This window comes from Amycolatopsis tucumanensis (assembly GCF_021654135.1).
Lineage (GTDB): Bacteria > Actinomycetota > Actinomycetes > Mycobacteriales > Pseudonocardiaceae > Amycolatopsis_E > Amycolatopsis_E tucumanensis.
Genome location: NZ_JAKGSD010000094.1, coordinates 1 through 15414, shown reverse-complemented (window position 1 = coordinate 15414; position 15414 = coordinate 1). Strand labels below are relative to the sequence as shown.

The following is a 15414-nucleotide window of genomic DNA, read 5'->3' as shown; positions in this document are numbered from 1 at the left end:
ACATCGACCACCACCAGGATGATCTACCACAACACCACTAACTGCCGTTGCAGTATTAGACCGTGTCTGACAAAGCTCTGGTCCAGGTGATCACGGCGTGGAGTACTACTGTTGAGCGGTGGGCGGTGGCGAGTTCGTCGTAGCGGTCGCGGTAATCGATCGGGTCGAATGCCGGTGGGCGGCCACCGCGTGAGCCGCCCCGGCCCGCCCAGGGCCGATCAACGTCACCAGCGGCCGACCGCCACCAGCCCAGTCCGCACCGCCAACGAGTCCTCGATCAACGCCCACTGCCCATCCACGACAACGCAAACCGCGACACAGCCGGCAGCATCCCCGCCAACAACGAGATCTTTGTCAGGCACACCCTAGCCTCTGGCGACCCTGGCGAGGACACAACACTTCAGTGCCGCTTAAGGATCTTGTAAAAACCCTCACTTGTCCTTACGTGACACCTCCGGCACCGTGGTGGCGGAGGTTCGAGTGAGCACAACGACAACACAGGTGACCGCCCTGACCGCCGGGCGGCACTCCGACGTGGTGGTGATCGGGGCCGGGCGGGGACCGGCCGGACTCGCCGCTCCGGCCGACGCCACGCCGCTGATCGCGACCGCGACCGCGTGGGGGATGACCGGAGCGGCCGGCGAGACTCTCAGGCTGCCCGCGCCGCCGGGGTTCGACGCCGGGTCCGTCCTGCTCGTCGGCCTCGGTGAGCCGGACCGCGACGGCGAGTACGGGCCGGACGCCCTCCGGCAAGCCGCCGGCGTGGCGGCGCGGGCCCTGGCCGGCGTCACGAGCGTGGTGCTGGCTCTGCCGGCGCGCACCCCGGACGCGGTGGAGGCCGTGACGCTGGGCGCGGTGCTCGGCCAGTACTCGTTCGACGCCTACCGCAGTGCGCGACAGCCCGCGACGGCCGAATTGGGCGTGCTCACCAGCGTGGAACAAGCGGCGGCCGATGCCGCGGTACGGCGCGCGGTGGTCCTCGCGCAGGAGGTGAACCGCGCGCGCGATCTGGTCAACACGCCTGCGAACGACCTCTACCCCGAGGTCTTCGCCGCGGAGGTCGAGGCGGTGGGCGCCGGACACGGGCTGGCGGTCGAGGTCCTCGACGAGAAAGCGCTTGCGGCGGCGGGCTTCGGTGGTCTGCTCGGTGTCGGGCAGGGATCGGTCCGGCCGCCCCGGCTGGTGCGGATCTCCTACGCGCACCCGGACGCGGCGAGGACCATCGCTTTGATCGGGAAGGGCATCACCTACGACTCCGGCGGGCTGTCGCTCAAGCCCGTCGGGTCGAACGAGATCATGAAACGCGACATGTCGGGTGCCGCCGCCGTGTTCGCCGCCGTGGTCGCGGCCGCGCGGCTCGAGGTGCCCGTGCGGGTGAGCGGCTGGCTCGCCCTCGCGGAGAACATGCCGTCCGGATCGGCCACCCGCCCCGGCGACGTGCTCCGCATGTACGACGGCCGCACCGTCGAAGTGCTCAACACCGACGCCGAGGGGCGGATCGTCCTCGCCGACGCGATCGCTCGCGCCGCGGAGGACGAGCCGGACGTGATCGTCGACGTCGCGACGCTGACGTTCGCGATGCGAATGGCGCTGGGCAACCGGATGTTCGGGGTGATGTCGCCCAGCGAGGAATTCGGCGGCCGGGTGGCCGCCGCCGCCCGCCGCGCCGGTGAGCAGGCGTGGCCCCTGCCGCTGCCCGCCGACCTGCGCCCCAGCCTGAACTCGCCGGTCGCCGACATCGCGAACGTGGGGGAGCGCTTGGGCGGTGGCTTGGTGGCGGGGTTGTTCCTGAAGGAGTTCGTGCCGGACGGCACGCCGTGGGCGCACCTCGACATCGCCGGCCCTGCCTTCCACGAGGGCGAGCCCTACGGCTACACGCCGCGGGGCGGCACCGGCGCGGGGGTGCGGACGCTCGTGCAGCTGGTGCGCGAGCTGGCGGAGGCGGGGTCGTGACGTCCCTGCGCCCGGTGGTCACGTCCGCGGCGCCGCGGCCGTTCGGCCACTACGCGCAGGCCGTCGTCGCCGACGGCGGGACCATCTGGGTGTCCGCGCAGCTTCCGGCCGGGATCCCGCCCGGCGCGCCGGTGGCCGAGCAGGTGGCGCGGGCGGTGGGCAACGTCGTGGCGATCGTGCGGGAGGCCGGCGGGACCGCCGCGAGCATCGCCCGCATGACCCTGTTCGTGGCGGACATCGCCGACTGGGACGAAGCCGACGCCGCGTACGCGCGGGTGCTCGGCGCGCACCGTCCCGCTCGCGCCGTGGTGCAGGTGGCCGGCCTGCACCACGGCTACCGCGTCGCGGCGGACGCGGTGGCGCTGGTGGTGGCGCCGTGAGGGTGCTGTACCAGGTCGACTCCTTCACCACCACCGCGTTCACCGGCAACCCGGCGGGGGTGGTGCTCGACGCCGAGGGGATGACGGACGCGCAGATGCTCGCGGTGGCGCGGGAGCTGAACAACTCCGAGACCGCGTTCGTGCTGCCCGCGGACTCGGCGGATCACGACGTCCGGGTGCGGTTTTTCACCCCGGCCGCGGAAGTGCCCACGTGCGGGCACGCGACGGTCGCCGCGCACTTCGCCCGAGCGGTCGAGTACGGGTTGCCCGCCGGCTCGCTGGTGCAGAAGACAGGCGGCGGCCTGCGGCAGCCGGTCGACGTGGTGCGAGACGGCGACCGGATCGCGATTCGGATGCACAAGGGCGCCGCCGGGTTCGGGCCGGAACTGGAGGGCCCGCGGCTGGACCGGTTGCTGCGCGCGCTGGGCGTGGCCCGCGGCGACCTGGCCGGGGACAGGCCGGTGCAGATCGTCTCGACCGGGCACGGCAAGGTGCTCGTCGGGCTGCGCGATCGCGCCACGGTGGACGGACTGCGTCCGGACCGGGAGGCGCTGGTGTCGCTGAGCCGCGAGACGGGGTGCAACGGGTACTTCGTCTTCACGCTGGACGGCGCGTCGCCCCATGCCCTGACCTGGTCGCGGATGTTCGCGCCGGCGATCGGGATCGACGAGGACCCGGTGACCGGCAACGGGCACGGCCCACTGGGCGCCTACCTGGTGCGGCACGGGATCGCGCCGGTCCATGATGGACGGTTCACCTTCACCGGCCGGCAGGGGGAGGCCATGGGGCGGCCCGGGCGGGTGCGGGTGTGCGTCGCGAGGTCCCCGGAGGGCGACCTGACGGTTTCGATCACCGGTGAGGCGGTCACGGCGTTCCGCGCCACGTTCACTCTGTGACAGCGACAGCCGGTCACCGCGCGACGCGCACCGTCCACGCGAGTACCGCGTCACGATCCCCGTTCTGGCCCTGAGCGGGGCGGCCGGCTGGAGCCGAGTCACTGCGCGGGTCACTGGGTGCCCGAAGAACAGCCGCCGAGCTGGTCCGGCGGTTCCGCGCACACCTGGCCGCCCGGTTTTGACGATCCACCAAGACCACCCGCCGGTCTCTTTGGTGTTCGGACGAAGACACGGTGCCGCGCGCCCGGGCAGGATCTGCAGGAACGCCCGGAAATCCCAGTGAGGAGAACACCGATGAGAGGCGAGGATGTCCGTTCGCTGATCGTCAGCGAGCCGACGGGGCCCGATGCGGTCAGGATCGGATCGCTCAGCCTCTCGCCCGCACCGGACGACGTCGTCATCGACGTCCACACGGCGGGCGTGACGTTCCCCGACCTGCTCCTGACCCACGGGCGGTACCAGGTCAAGCCCGAGCCGCCCTTCGCGCCCGGGCTGGAGGTCGCCGGGATCGTGCGGTCGGCCCCCGCCGGAGCCGGTGTCGCGCCCGGTGACCGGGTCATCGCGTTCACCGGCCACGGCGGCGGCTACGCCGAGACGGTGGCGGTGCCCGCGCAGCACGTCGTGCCGGTCCCGGACACCATGGGCTTCGACGAGGCCGTCGGCCTGATGGTCAACTACCAGACCGCCTACTTCGGACTCGCCGAGCGCGGCCGGCTCCGTGCCGGCGAGACGGTGCTGGTGCACGGAGCGGCCGGGGGTGTGGGCACCGCGGCGGTGCAGATCGCCCGCGGGCTCGGCGCTCGCGTCCTGGCGGTCGTCAGCGACGAGGGCAAGGCCGGCATCGCCCGGGAAGCCGGGGCGGAGGAGGTCGTCCTCGTCGGCGACTGGATCGACGAGGTCGGCGAGCGCACCGCCGGCGAAGGCGTCGATCTCGTGTACGACCCGGTCGGCGGCGACCGCTTCGACGCCAGCCTGCGCCTGATCCGGCCACAGGGCCGCATCCTCGTCATCGGGTTCGCCGAGGGGCGGATCCCGCAGATCGCGGCGAACCGGTTGCTGCTCCGCAACATCGACGCCGTCGGCGTCGCGTGGGGACACTACGTGCCGCACGACCCCGCGTTGATCCGCCGCGTCGGCGGGAAGCTGAACGAGCTCGTTCAGGCGGGCCACGTCCGTCCGCTCGTCGGCGCGACCTACGCGCTGGAAGACGGCGCGCAGGCGCTGAAGGACCTCGAGGCGCGCAAGACCGTCGGCAAGAGCGTGCTGAGGCTGCGCTGACATGACCGAGCGGAACCTGACCGGGCGCACCTTCCGACCGTGGACCTACGAGGTCGGGATCGAAAAGATCCGGGAGTTCGCCACCGCGCTCGGACACGGCGAAGCCTGCTACTTCGACCGCGAGGTCGCCCGGTCGATGGGTTTCCGCGACGTCGTGGCGCCCCCGATGTTCGCGGTGGTGTTCTGCAAGTGGATGGGGCCGGCGGTCCGGCACCCCGACGTGGGCATCGACTACGCGCGCATGCTCCACGGCGGGCAGGAGTTCGAGTTCGGAGCGCCCGTCTGCCACGGCGACGTCATCACGACCAGTGCCGCGGTCGCGGACGTCCACGCGAAGAGGGACCTCGAGTTCTTCGTGTTCTCGTCCCATTCGGCGAACCAGTTCGGTGAGATCGTCGCCGACGGGCGGTGGACGATGATCGTCCGCGGCACCGGCGACCAGGCGTGATCCCGGAAGCGGCCGAGCCGCACGCCCGAATCCGAAACAGTCCCAGTCATGCGGAGGTGACATGTCCGGACCCCTGAGTGGTGTGCGGGTCGTCGAGCTCGGCGGCATCGGGCCCGCCCCGTTCGCCGCGATGATGATGTCCGACCTCGGTGCCGAGGTCGTGCGGATCGACCGGCCCCTCGGCGGCGACCTCGGCGAGCACCAGCGGCACGAGCTGGACCTGCTGCTGCGCGGGCGCCGGTCGATCGCCCTCGACCTCAAGGCGCGTCGCGGCCAGGAGACCGTCCTGCGCCTGCTCGACCGTGCCGACGTCCTGCTCGACCCGTTCCGCCCGGGCGTGGCCGAACGGCTCGGGATCGGGCCGGGGCCGGTGCTGGAACGCAACCCACGGCTGATCTACGGGCGGATGACGGGCTGGGGCCAGACCGGGCCGCTGGCCACCGCCGCCGGGCACGACATCAACTATGTCGCGCTGGCCGGTCCGCTGGCGGCGATCGGGCGCCGGGACGCACCGCCCCCGCCCGTGCTGAACCTCGTCGGCGACTTCGGCGGCGGCGGCATGGTCATGGTCGTCGGTGTGCTGGCGGCCCTGCTCGAGCGCGCCGGGTCCAACCGGGGCCAGGTGATCGACGCCGCGATGGTCGACGGCACCGCGGCGCTGTTCGCCAGCATCGTCGGGTTCATGAACATGGGCGTGTGGAACGGCAACCGGGAAGACAACTTCCTCGACGGGGGCGCGCCGTACTACGACTCCTACGCCACCGCCGACGGCCGGTACATCACGATCGGCTCGATCGAACCGCAGTTCTACGCCCTCCTCCTGGACCGGCTGGGCCTGGACCCCGGCGAGTGGCCGCAGGACGACCGGTCCCGCTGGCCCGCCCTGCGGGTCCGGCTCACCGAGATCTTCGCCTCCGCGACCCGCGATCACTGGGTGGAGGTGTTCGAGGGCACCGACGTCTGCTTCGCGCCGGTGCTCACCGTGGACGAGGCCATGGCGCACCCGCACCTCAAGGCGCGGGGCACCTACGTGACCGAGTTCGGCATGCGTCAGCCCGCTCCCGTCCCGCGCTTCGACCGCACACCGGGCTCGATCCAGTCACCGCCCTGTTCCCCCGGTGAGCACACCAGGGCCGCGCTGGCCGACTGGGGCTTCGCCGAGCGGGAGATCGCGGAGCTGATCGAAGCGGGCGTCGCGGTCGACCGTCCCCGGGTCACCTCGGCATGACGGGGAGCGGGCCTGTGGAACCGGGCGAAACCTTCGAGCTCGCCGTGACCCCGGACCGGTACCTGCCGCACCGGTACGCGGGGGCGTCGGAGGACTTCAACCCCATCCACGTCGACGAGGAGTACGCGCGCGGAGTGGGCCTGCCCGGCAACATCCTGCACGGCCTGTACACGATGGGCATCGCTGCTCGCGCGGTGATGACGGCGGCCGGTGGTGATCCCCGTGTCCTGCGCCGGATCGCGGTGCAGTTCCGCGGTTTCGGCGTGCCGGAAGAGGAAATCGTCGTCCGCGGCTCGGTCCGTGCGGCGGACGGCGCGGGGATCGTGGCCGATTTGGCCGCCGACCAGAACGGCCGTCCGCTGATCCGTGGTGGCGAAGCGGTCACCCGGTCCTGAGGAGGAGTACACATGGGACAGTCCGGCAGCTCTGCCGCGGACGAGTGGAAGCGCGTCCTGGGCACGCTCGACCAGGACCCGGAACGGGGCTTCAACCTCGCCCACGAGTGCTGTGGACGCTGGGCCGCCGACGCCGACCGGCTCGCACTGGTCGTGTGCCACCCGGACGGCAGCGCACAGCGCCACACCTACCGCGACCTCTTCGGCCAGGCGAGCCGGGCCGCCGATGCCTTCGTCGCCGCGGGGCTGCGCCGCGGGGCGAAGGTGGGCGCGATCCTCACCCGCCAGGTCGAGGCCTGGATCGCCGCGCTGGGCGCGTGGCACGCCGGGATGGTCTACGTCCCGCTCTTCTGCGGGTTCGGGCACGACGCCATCGCGCAGCGGCTCAACGCCGCCGGAGTCGAGGCCGTCGTCGTCGACCAGCGCTGGCGGCAGGTCCTGGAGGCCGCCCGGCCGCTGCTGCGGCGCGACATCCAGGTGTTCACCGTCGCCGGCGCCGACGGGGCGGGTCTGCTCGAGGGGGACCGGGACTTCGCCGCCGAGCTCGACGCCGGCCACCCGGTCACGCCGATGGCCGGCACGGCGGCGGACGAGACGGCGGTCGTCATGTTCACCAGTGGGACGACCAGCGAACCCAAGGGGTGCGTCATCCCGCACGCGGGCGTGATCTCGCTGCTGCCCTGGTTCGACCACAGCGTGACGGCCGGTGAGCGGGACCTCCTGTTCACCACCACGGACCCGGGGTGGTCGTTCGGCCTGCTGTCCACCGGCGCGGCCCCGATGGTGCGCGGGGTCGCCCGGGTCATGTACACCGGCGACTTCGATCCGGATGCCTGGCTCGACGTCGTGGAACGCGAGGGGGTCACCTGCCTGACCTCCGTACCCACGGCCTACCGCCGGCTGGTCGTCGCCGCGGCCGAGCGGGGCATCCCGTCCTCGGTGCGCTGTGCGGTGAGCGCGGGGGAGCCCCTGGACGCGGACACGGCCGCGCGGTGGCGGCGGTTGTCGGAGGCACCGCTGCGCGACGGATACGGCCAGACGGAACTGGGCATGGTGCTCGCCGACCTCGCCGACGACGGCGGGGAGACGGTGCCCGGCTCGCTCGCCGGTGTCGTCCCCGGCTGGGAGGCGCGCCTGCTCGGCGAGGACGGGGAGTTCGTCGAGGGCCCCGGCCAGGGCGAGATCGTCTTCCGGCGCCCGCCCTACCAGCTGACGAGCAGCTACGCCAACGCCCGCGACCTGTGGGAGTCCCGCCTGGTCGGCGGGGAGTGGTTCCGGACCATGGATGTCGTCCGGCTCGACGAGGACGGCCGGTGGTGGTTCGTGGGACGGGGCGACGACGTCATCGTCACCGCCGGGTACAACGTCGGCCCCGGTGAGATCGAGTCGGTGCTCACCTCGCACCCGTCGGTCCTCGAGGCGGCGGCGGTCGCGGCCCCGGATCCGCGGCGCGGATCGGTGGTGCGCGCCGTGGTGGTCCTCGACGCCGGGGCCACCCCGTCCGCGGCCCTCACCGCCGAGCTCCAGGACCTGGTGCGCCGGGAGATCGGACGGCACGCCTACCCGCGCATCGTCGACTACGTCCCCGATCTGCCCAAGACGGTGACGGGCAAGGTCCGGCGCGCATCGCTGCGGGATCAGCCGCCGCGGCTCGCGGACGCCGGGTAGTCAGGGCGACCGGATCGCGGCGAGAACGAGTTGCACGGCCAGCCTGGCGTCCGGATCGTCCAGATCGAGCGGGGCCAGGTCGGCCAGCCGTTTGAGCCGGTACCGCAGCGAGTTCGCGTGGATGTGCAGAACCTCCGCCGCGCGCCGGACGTCGCCGAACGAGTCGAGGTACACCCGCAGGGTCCGCTGGTAGTCGGTGCCGTGCAGGCGATCGTGCGTGCTCAGCCCGTCCAGCAGACCGCGCGTCAGGACGGGGCGCGCCCGCAGGAAGGACACGACCTCGTCGAGGAGGACCTCGTGCCGCAGGGCGCTGAAGCAGCCGGTGCGGCGCTCGCGCGCCTGGAGGACGCGCAACGTCAGGTCGGCCTCCTCGCGGGACCGGAGTGCGGACGCGAGCCCGTGCACGGCCGAACCGGCGGCAGCGCACACCGGTGCCCGCGCCGCCCGCTCGAGCTCCGCCGAGGTCTCCCGCACCAGCTGGCCCACCGTGGCCTCGGACAGGTCCGGTGCCACGTGCAGCAGGTAGGTCCGCGCGCCGAGGGCGCCCGCGAGCCAGGTGTGCGGCTTCATCCGCGCGTACCGGGACAGCGCGCGCAGCGCCACCGCGCCGAGGGGCTGGGTCCCGGTCCCGAACACCAGGATCACGGCGCCGACGTCGTCCCCGTCGACCCCGAGCTCTTGGGCCAGCTGGGCGGCGGGCAGGTACCCGCCCAGGAACCGGCGGAGCAGCCGTGCCCCTGGGTGCTCGACTCGTGCGCGGCGTCGGCGGGCGAGTTCGGGGGCCACGATGTCGGCGAAGTCGCGGGCGAGGCGTTCGACGTCCGGGGCCGGCTCCGCGTCGTCACTCATGAGCCAGAGGTAGCCCACCACGTGCCCGTCCGATCGGACCGGCCGGATGTAGCGCCGCAGCGGCGACGGCCAGGGTGCGTCGAGCCGGATGAGCCGGTCGTCGCGCTGCAGGCGGTGGCGGATCCCGGACTCCTCCATCCACCGCAACCAACGGTCGGGGGTGCGGCGGTTGAGGATCGCCGACCGCCGCGCCTCGTCGTTGGGCTGCCCGGCGACCGCCGAGTAGGCCAGGACGCGGAAGTCCGCGTCCTCGACCACCACGGGGCCGCCGAGCAGCCGCGCGGCCGTGTCGACGACCTCGAACAGGTCCTCGACGGGCCCGGGCTCCGCCGGGAGCTCGCTCAACCGCCGACCTTGCGGTCACCGGCGGTCCAGTACCGGTCCCGCAGCTGCCGCCGCATGATCTTGCCCGACCCCGTCTTGGGCAGCCCGGTCACGAACTCCACGGACCGGGGTTTCTTGTAGCTCGCGAGGTTCGCCGAGCAGACCGCCACCACCTCCTCCGGGGTCAGCGAGTACCCGTCGCGGACCACGACGACGGCCTTGAGCGCCTCGCCCCAGACCGGGTCCGGGACGCCGATGACGGCGACCTCGGACACCGCGGGCAACGTCGACACGACGTTCTCGATCTCCGTGGGGTACACGTTGAACCCGCCGGTGACCACCATGTCCTTCTTGCGGTCGACGATGTAGAGGTAGCCGTCCTCGTCGAACCGCCCGAGGTCACCGGTGCTCGCCCAGCCCTCGGCGTCGACCATGTCCGCCGTCGCCCCGGGCAGGTGCCAGTAACCCATCATCGTCTGGTCGCCGCGCACGGTGATCTCGCCGACCTCGCCGTGGGGAACCTCGGCGCCGGCGTCGTCGACCAGCTTGACCTCGACGAACGGGCTGATCCTGCCGGCGCTCGCCAGGCGTGCGGGAATCCCGCTCGCCGGGTCGAAGGAGTGGTCCTGCCGGGACAGGCAGGCGATGGGGATGGGCAGTTCGCTCAGGCCGTAGAACTGGATGAACACGTCCCCGAACACCTGGCGTGCCCGGGCCAGCCGGTCGGGCGCGATCGGCGATCCGGCGTACACGACGGTGTGCAGCGACCCGTAGTCCCCGGTGCGCTGCTCGGCTGCGAGCACCAGGAGGTTCAGCATCGTCGGCACCATGGGCAGGATCGTCACCCCGTGCCGCTCGACCAGCTCCAGCGTTTCGGTGGCGTCGAACTTCGGGCAGGTCAGGTGGGTCGCTCCCCGGACGAAGTACGACGGAGCGACGTACCCGCTGAGGTGGCTCAACGGCGCGACGTGCAGCACGAGGTCGTCGTCGCGGGCCCGTGGCAGCTCCAGGAGCTCGTTGCGCACCATCGCCGCCCAGTTGGCGTGGCTGAGCGTCGCGCCCTTGGGCATCCCGGTCGTCCCGCTCGTGTACAGGATCGCGGCCGGCTCGTGGGGGAGTGGCCGCGTGTAGGGCGCGGGTGCCGCTTCGCGCAACTCCTCCAGCGTCGTGTCACCCGGGCCGCCGTCCACGGTGACCACGTGCCGCAGCGCGGGCAGCTGGTCACGCACCCCGGCCAGCCGCTCGGCCCACTCCGGCGCGGCGAACACCACCGTGGCGGCGCAGTCGGTGAGGATGTGCACCACCTCGCGCAGGTGCAGCCGGATGCTCAGGGCGGTCCGGACGAAGCCGCCGAGGAACAACGCGTGCTCGATTTCGAAGAACTCGGGGCAGTTCCCCAGCAGCAGGACGCCCCGGTCGCCCCGCCGGACGCCCAGGCCGGTGAGCCCGCCGACGATGCGGTGGACGCGCTCGCCCAGCTCGCGGTAGGTGATCGCACTGTCCCCGTGCCGTACGGCGGTCCGGGAGCCGTACTGCCGGTACCCCCGCTCGTAGAGGTCCGCGACCGTGACCTGGGTGGCACGCTGCCGATGATCCAGTCCGTCGGGGCCGATCACGCCGGTGCCCCCGGACGTGCCCTGACCCACCTGGGTCGTTCCGCTGAGCATCGTCGCCCAACCTCCTCGCCCGGAACAGCTGGTGTACTGATCGGTCTGGAATTGCCTGTCAAATGCTGATTATGCGTGTACCGATCGGTATAAACAAGTACCGCCGGTCGTGCGTTCACCGTCCGGTGAACCGGGCCTTGCCCGGGCCGTGCTCGAGGAAGGACTCCATGCCGATCGTGCGGTCCTCGGTGGCGAACAGTTCGGCGAACACCTCCGACTCGAGGTCCAGGCCCGCGGTCAGGTCACGGTCGAGCCCGCCCTCGATCGCCTTCTTCGCCGCCGCGTAGGCCAGTGCCGGCCCCTCGGCGAACTGGGCCGCGTAGGCGTGGGCCCGGTCGTAGACCTCCTCGGCGGGCACGGCCTCATCGACCAGACCCATCTCCAGGGCCTCGGGGGCGCCGACGAAGCGGCCGGTGTAAACGAGGTCTTTCGCCGCGGCCTCGCCCACCAGCCGCGCGAGCCGCTGGGTTCCGCCGCCTCCCGGGATCACGCCGAGCAGGATCTCGGGCAACCCGAGCTTCGCGTCGTCCGCGGCGATGCGGCGGTCGGTGCTCAAGGCGATCTCGAGCCCGCCACCGAGCGCGTACCCGGTGATCGCGCTGACCGTCGGCTTCGGCACGGACGCCAGCGCACCGATGCCCGCCGAGATCCGCCGCGACCGCGCGACCATCTCGGCGTGGGACGCCGACGCGAGCTCACGCACGTCGGCGCCGGCGGCGAAGGTCTTGGGTCCCCCGTGGATCACGACGGCCCGGATGTCGTCGCGGACGGTCAGGGTCACGGCGACCTCGGCCAGTTCCTCCCGCACGGTCCGGTTCAGCGCGTTCACCGGCGGCCGGTCGAGGCGGACGACGCCGACGCCGTCCTCCACCGTCAGCTGGACGTGCTCGGGCATGGGCGACTCCTGTCTGTATCGATCGGTACAAAGGAGGATAAGGGTGCGATCCGAGGACGTGCTGTGAGCTTTGACATAACTCGGTGACCGGGCAGACCGAGTGGTCCAGAAGAGTAGGGTGGGGCCATGGCCGACGCTGATCTGCACTTCTACTTCGACCCGGTCTGCCCCTTCGCCTGGATGGCGAGCAAATGGGTCCGGATCGTCGCCCGGCAAAAGCGCTACGACGTCGAGTGGCGGTTCATTTCGTTGCGGCTGCTCAACAGCCACATCGACTACGCCGCGCACTTCCCGCCCGAGTACGAGGCGTCGCACACCGCCGGGCTGAAGCTGCTGCGCGTCGCCGCGCGGATCCGTCAGGCGCACGGGCCTGACCCGATCGGGCCGTTCTACGAGGTGCTCGGTGCGGAGACCTTCGAGCGTGAACCGGTGCCGGGCGGCAGTGCCGCCGCGGTGCACCGGGGCACCAGGGCGCTCGCGATCGAGGCGTTGCGGCAGTGCGGGCTGCCTGAGGACTACGTGGACGCGCTGGAGGACTCCGGCTGGGACGCGGAGATCCAGGCGGAAACCGACACCGCCCTGGCGCTCACCGGCAAGGACGTCGGCACGCCCATCCTGCATTTCGAGCCGCCCGAGGGCACCGCGCTCTTCGGGCCGGTGATCAGCCGTCTTCCCACCGAGGAGGAGGCGCTCGAGCTCTGGGACCACGTGGTGGCGCTGGCGCGGTTCCCCGGGTTCACGGAGCTGAAGCGCAGCCTCCGGGAACGTCCCCAGCTGCTGTCGTTCGGCGTGCGGGAGGGTGAAGTGGGGCGGCAGGAGGACTGGCACGGCGGGAGCCGCCGCCAGAAGAAGTAGGCGGTCCGGTCGGCCGGGCCGCGGAGGCTGCGGGCGGGTTCGGCGATGACGCGATCCGCCGGCGGCGGCCGATGGGCCGGTCGTGCGGCGGACGTTCGGTGCGGTGGGAGCCGCGGCCGGGAGAAGGCGTAGCGCGGCCGGCCAGGAGATCGTGGCCGCGACGGACTCGCCGGTTGCGCCGGTGACCGGGCCGGCGGCCGCGGTGGTGGTCAGGGGATGGTGGCCGGAGCCGGTTCCGCGGCGGGTGCCGCCGTCGGCTGGGCGACGTGCCCGGTGGGCCGGAGCTGGCCGTGGATCACGAGGTCGGTGAGCCGGTCGGCGATGTCCTCCGGGGACAGCGGACCGCGCTCGGTGTCGAGCCAGACGTGGGTCCAGTTGAACATGCCCAGCACGCCGAGCACGACCACCCGGTCCGCGCTGGCGAAGACTCCTTCGCGTACCCCCGCGCGCAGCACCTCGGCGAAGAGGTTCTCGTACTCGTCGCGCAACGCGGTCAGCTGCGTTGCGCGCTTGCCGCTCAGCGCGTGCATTTCCCGGATCACCACGGTCACCTCGTCGCAGCGCGCGGCCATGATGCGTAAGTGTTCCCTGGCGAGCGCGCGCAGCTTCTCCGTCGCGGGGATGTCTTGCGTCACCACGGCCCTGCCCCGTTCGAGCGCCTCCTCGACGTGGCGCTTCGACAGGTCGTACAACAGGTCCTCTTTGGACCGGATGTGGTAGTAGAGAGCGCCGCGCTGCAGACCGGCCGCCTCGCCGAGTTCGGCGACGCCGGTGGCGTGATAGCCCTTGCGTGCGAAGATCTCGGCCGCGACGCGCAGAATGCGCTCGTGGGTCGACTCGCCCGACGTGTCCCGCCGGTGTGCCATCGTTCCTCCCCGATTCGCCGATCGATGTCAGCGTACCGATCAGTATAGAGATCGCAACGGGCAGCGGCTGGCCACGAAGCCGATGGCAGGGCGGTCCACGTACCCACGCGTAGCATGCGGCAGCAGGTCCGCCAGGCGGTGTAACCAGCATTTTGTGAGCGCCGTCACTCATCTGGGTGAAGTCCGGACGCGGCTGCTCGATCAGGGATTGACTCGCCGCAGATCACCTGTACCGTTCGGTCCGACGTCGATACTGACCGATCAATACAGAGCCATCGGACAACGGAGTGGCGATGAGCGGAACTCTTTTGCGGCGGCGATCCGGCCTGCCGGCCAACATCTCCCAGGAGCAAATCGTCCTCGTGGTGGTCGTGGCGCTCTTCGTGGTTTTCGGCCTGACCCTCAACGGCTTCCTCGAGCTGAACAACCTCGTCAACCTGGTCCGCAGCGTGTCGTCGCTCGGAATCTTCGGCGTGGCGATGGCGGTCGTGGTGATCGCACGCGGTATGGACCTCTCGCTCATCGCTTCGATGGGCGTCGCCACCGCGGTGGCGATCCAGTTGATGCGCACCGAAGTCAGCACGCCCGTCGCGCTGATCGTGGGCATCGGGATCGTGCTCGTGATGGGACTGTTCAACGGATTCCTGATCGCGTTCGCCGAGATCCCGGCCTTGTTCGCGACGCTGGCCTCCGGCCTGCTCGTCTACGGCCTGGCGCGCACGACCGTCCTCGATGGACTGATCGCCGAACTTCCCGGCGACCGGCACTTCGTCGTCGCCCTCGGTCAGGGCACCTTGTTCGGCATCCCGGTCCCCATCATCGTGTTCGTGGTGACCGCGGTGCTGGCGCAGGTCATGCTGTCGCGGACCAAGACCGGCCGGTTCATCTACGCACACGGCGACAACGCGGGCGCGGCGGCCCTGTCGGGTGTTTCCGTCCGGCCGCTCACCATCTTCGAGTACATGGCCAGCGCCTCGATCGGGTTCGTCGGCGGCCTCATCGTCGCCGGTTCCGTCGGCGGGCTCAACACGCAGGTGATCGACAGCTCGCTGATCTACGACGTGCTGCTCGTCGTCGTGGTCGGTGGCATCAGCCTGGTCGGTGGGCGGGGCAGCGTGCTGAGCGTGGTCGTGGGCACCGCGCTGATCGGTGTGATGCTCAACGGGATGACGATCCTCAACATGAACACGCATGAGCAGGACATCATCAAGGGCTTGATCCTGCTCGCGGCGCTCGTGCTGGACAACCGGCTGCACCCGCGTGACGAGGAGACCGTCCGCCAGGGCGACTGAACCCCGGACAACGGATTTCGACACAAGGACAAGGAGGTCCTGCCATGCGAATCGGCAAATCGCGGATGCTGCGGATCAGCGGGCTCGCCGCGGCCGCCGTGCTGGCTGTCACCGGCTGCTCGACCGGGGGCAGCGCCCAGACCACGGCCGCGGGGAACAACCAAGTGCCGCCGACGGCTTCCGCGGGCGAGTTGCGCGACCACGCGCTGAACAGCTTGCAGGGCAAGACGGCCGCGTTCGTGCCGGTCGGCATGGGCACCCCGTTGATGGAGGAGTGGAACCGGCAGCTGGAACGCGGGTTCAAGGCCGCCGGCATGAACTACGTGCTGCGCGATCCCAACTGGGACACCGCGAAGCAGGCCGAGGCCGTGCAGTCGTTGATCAACGAGAAGCCCGCGGTGCTGGTGGTGCACAACTTCG

Annotated in this window: 14 protein-coding genes and 1 pseudogene; 11 read left to right on the top strand and 4 right to left on the bottom strand. The window is 71.4% G+C overall.

Translation table 11 applies throughout. From position 1 onward, the window contains the following. The first annotated feature begins 480 nt into the window (after nucleotides 1-480). The 8 genes from L2C96_RS42810 (at nucleotide 481) to L2C96_RS42775 (ending at nucleotide 8246) form a co-directional block, all read left to right on the top strand. Entirely contained in the window at nucleotides 481-1953 is a 1473-nt protein-coding gene (locus tag L2C96_RS42810; protein WP_237340155.1) for a leucyl aminopeptidase, read from the top strand. Further along, nucleotides 1950-2333, top strand: a complete 384-nt coding sequence (locus tag L2C96_RS42805) for a RidA family protein (RefSeq protein ID WP_237340154.1) — start codon at nucleotides 1950-1952, stop codon at nucleotides 2331-2333. The genes L2C96_RS42810 and L2C96_RS42805 overlap by 4 nt, the downstream gene beginning before the upstream one ends. Beyond that, complete coding sequence (locus tag L2C96_RS42800; protein WP_237340153.1) at nucleotides 2330-3229, top strand: PhzF family phenazine biosynthesis isomerase; 900 nt, start codon at nucleotides 2330-2332, stop codon at nucleotides 3227-3229. Before L2C96_RS42805 ends, L2C96_RS42800 begins: the two co-directional genes overlap by 4 nt. A gap of 294 nt (nucleotides 3230-3523) precedes the next feature. Continuing rightward, entirely contained in the window at nucleotides 3524-4507 is a 984-nt protein-coding gene (locus tag L2C96_RS42795; protein ID WP_237340152.1) for an NADPH:quinone oxidoreductase family protein, read from the top strand. 1 nt (nucleotide 4508) lies between these two features. Further along, nucleotides 4509-4955, top strand: a complete 447-nt coding sequence (locus L2C96_RS42790) for an FAS1-like dehydratase domain-containing protein (protein WP_237340151.1) — start codon at nucleotides 4509-4511, stop codon at nucleotides 4953-4955. A gap of 61 nt (nucleotides 4956-5016) precedes the next feature. After that, nucleotides 5017-6183, top strand: coding sequence for a CaiB/BaiF CoA transferase family protein (locus L2C96_RS42785; protein ID WP_237340150.1), 1167 nt, complete (start codon nucleotides 5017-5019; stop codon nucleotides 6181-6183). Between the two features lie 14 nt (nucleotides 6184-6197). Beyond that, nucleotides 6198-6578 (top strand): MaoC/PaaZ C-terminal domain-containing protein, encoded by a 381-nt coding sequence (locus L2C96_RS42780; protein WP_237340149.1) that lies wholly within the window; start codon nucleotides 6198-6200, stop codon nucleotides 6576-6578. A gap of 12 nt (nucleotides 6579-6590) precedes the next feature. Beyond that, a complete protein-coding gene (locus L2C96_RS42775; protein ID WP_237340148.1) occupies nucleotides 6591-8246 on the top strand; it encodes an acetate--CoA ligase in 1656 nt (551 codons plus the stop codon). On the opposite strand, the gene L2C96_RS42770 is transcribed toward L2C96_RS42775, so the two are convergent. The 3 genes from L2C96_RS42770 to L2C96_RS42760 all read right to left on the bottom strand — a co-directional run bounded on the left by L2C96_RS42770 (nucleotide 8247) and on the right by L2C96_RS42760 (nucleotide 11981). Continuing rightward, the gene (locus tag L2C96_RS42770; protein ID WP_237340147.1) at nucleotides 8247-9440 is read right to left on the bottom strand and encodes a PucR family transcriptional regulator; all 1194 of its coding nucleotides are present in this window, start codon (nucleotides 9438-9440) and stop codon (nucleotides 8247-8249) included. Further along, nucleotides 9437-11086: a class I adenylate-forming enzyme family protein gene (locus L2C96_RS42765; protein WP_237340146.1), complete on the bottom strand. Its 1650-nt coding sequence runs from the start codon at nucleotides 11084-11086 to the stop codon at nucleotides 9437-9439. The genes L2C96_RS42770 and L2C96_RS42765 overlap by 4 nt, the downstream gene beginning before the upstream one ends. 115 nt (nucleotides 11087-11201) lie before the next feature. Next, nucleotides 11202-11981: an enoyl-CoA hydratase/isomerase family protein gene (locus L2C96_RS42760; protein ID WP_237340145.1), complete on the bottom strand. Its 780-nt coding sequence runs from the start codon at nucleotides 11979-11981 to the stop codon at nucleotides 11202-11204. Between the two features lie 126 nt (nucleotides 11982-12107). On the opposite strand from L2C96_RS42760, the gene L2C96_RS42755 reads away from it, so the two are divergent. Next, nucleotides 12108-12836, top strand: a complete 729-nt coding sequence (locus tag L2C96_RS42755; RefSeq protein ID WP_237340144.1) for a mycothiol-dependent nitroreductase Rv2466c family protein — start codon at nucleotides 12108-12110, stop codon at nucleotides 12834-12836. 209 nt (nucleotides 12837-13045) lie between these two features. On the opposite strand, the gene L2C96_RS42750 is transcribed toward L2C96_RS42755, so the two are convergent. Next, nucleotides 13046-13702 carry a TetR/AcrR family transcriptional regulator gene (locus L2C96_RS42750; protein ID WP_237340143.1) on the bottom strand — a complete coding sequence of 219 codons (657 nt, stop codon included), beginning with the start codon at nucleotides 13700-13702 and terminating at the stop codon, nucleotides 13046-13048. A gap of 293 nt (nucleotides 13703-13995) precedes the next feature. On the opposite strand from L2C96_RS42750, the gene L2C96_RS42745 reads away from it, so the two are divergent. Continuing rightward, the gene (locus L2C96_RS42745) at nucleotides 13996-14994 is read left to right on the top strand and encodes an ABC transporter permease (protein WP_237340142.1); all 999 of its coding nucleotides are present in this window, start codon (nucleotides 13996-13998) and stop codon (nucleotides 14992-14994) included. A gap of 44 nt (nucleotides 14995-15038) precedes the next feature. Next, nucleotides 15039-15414, top strand: a pseudogene (locus tag L2C96_RS42740) (sugar ABC transporter substrate-binding protein); the annotation flags it as partial.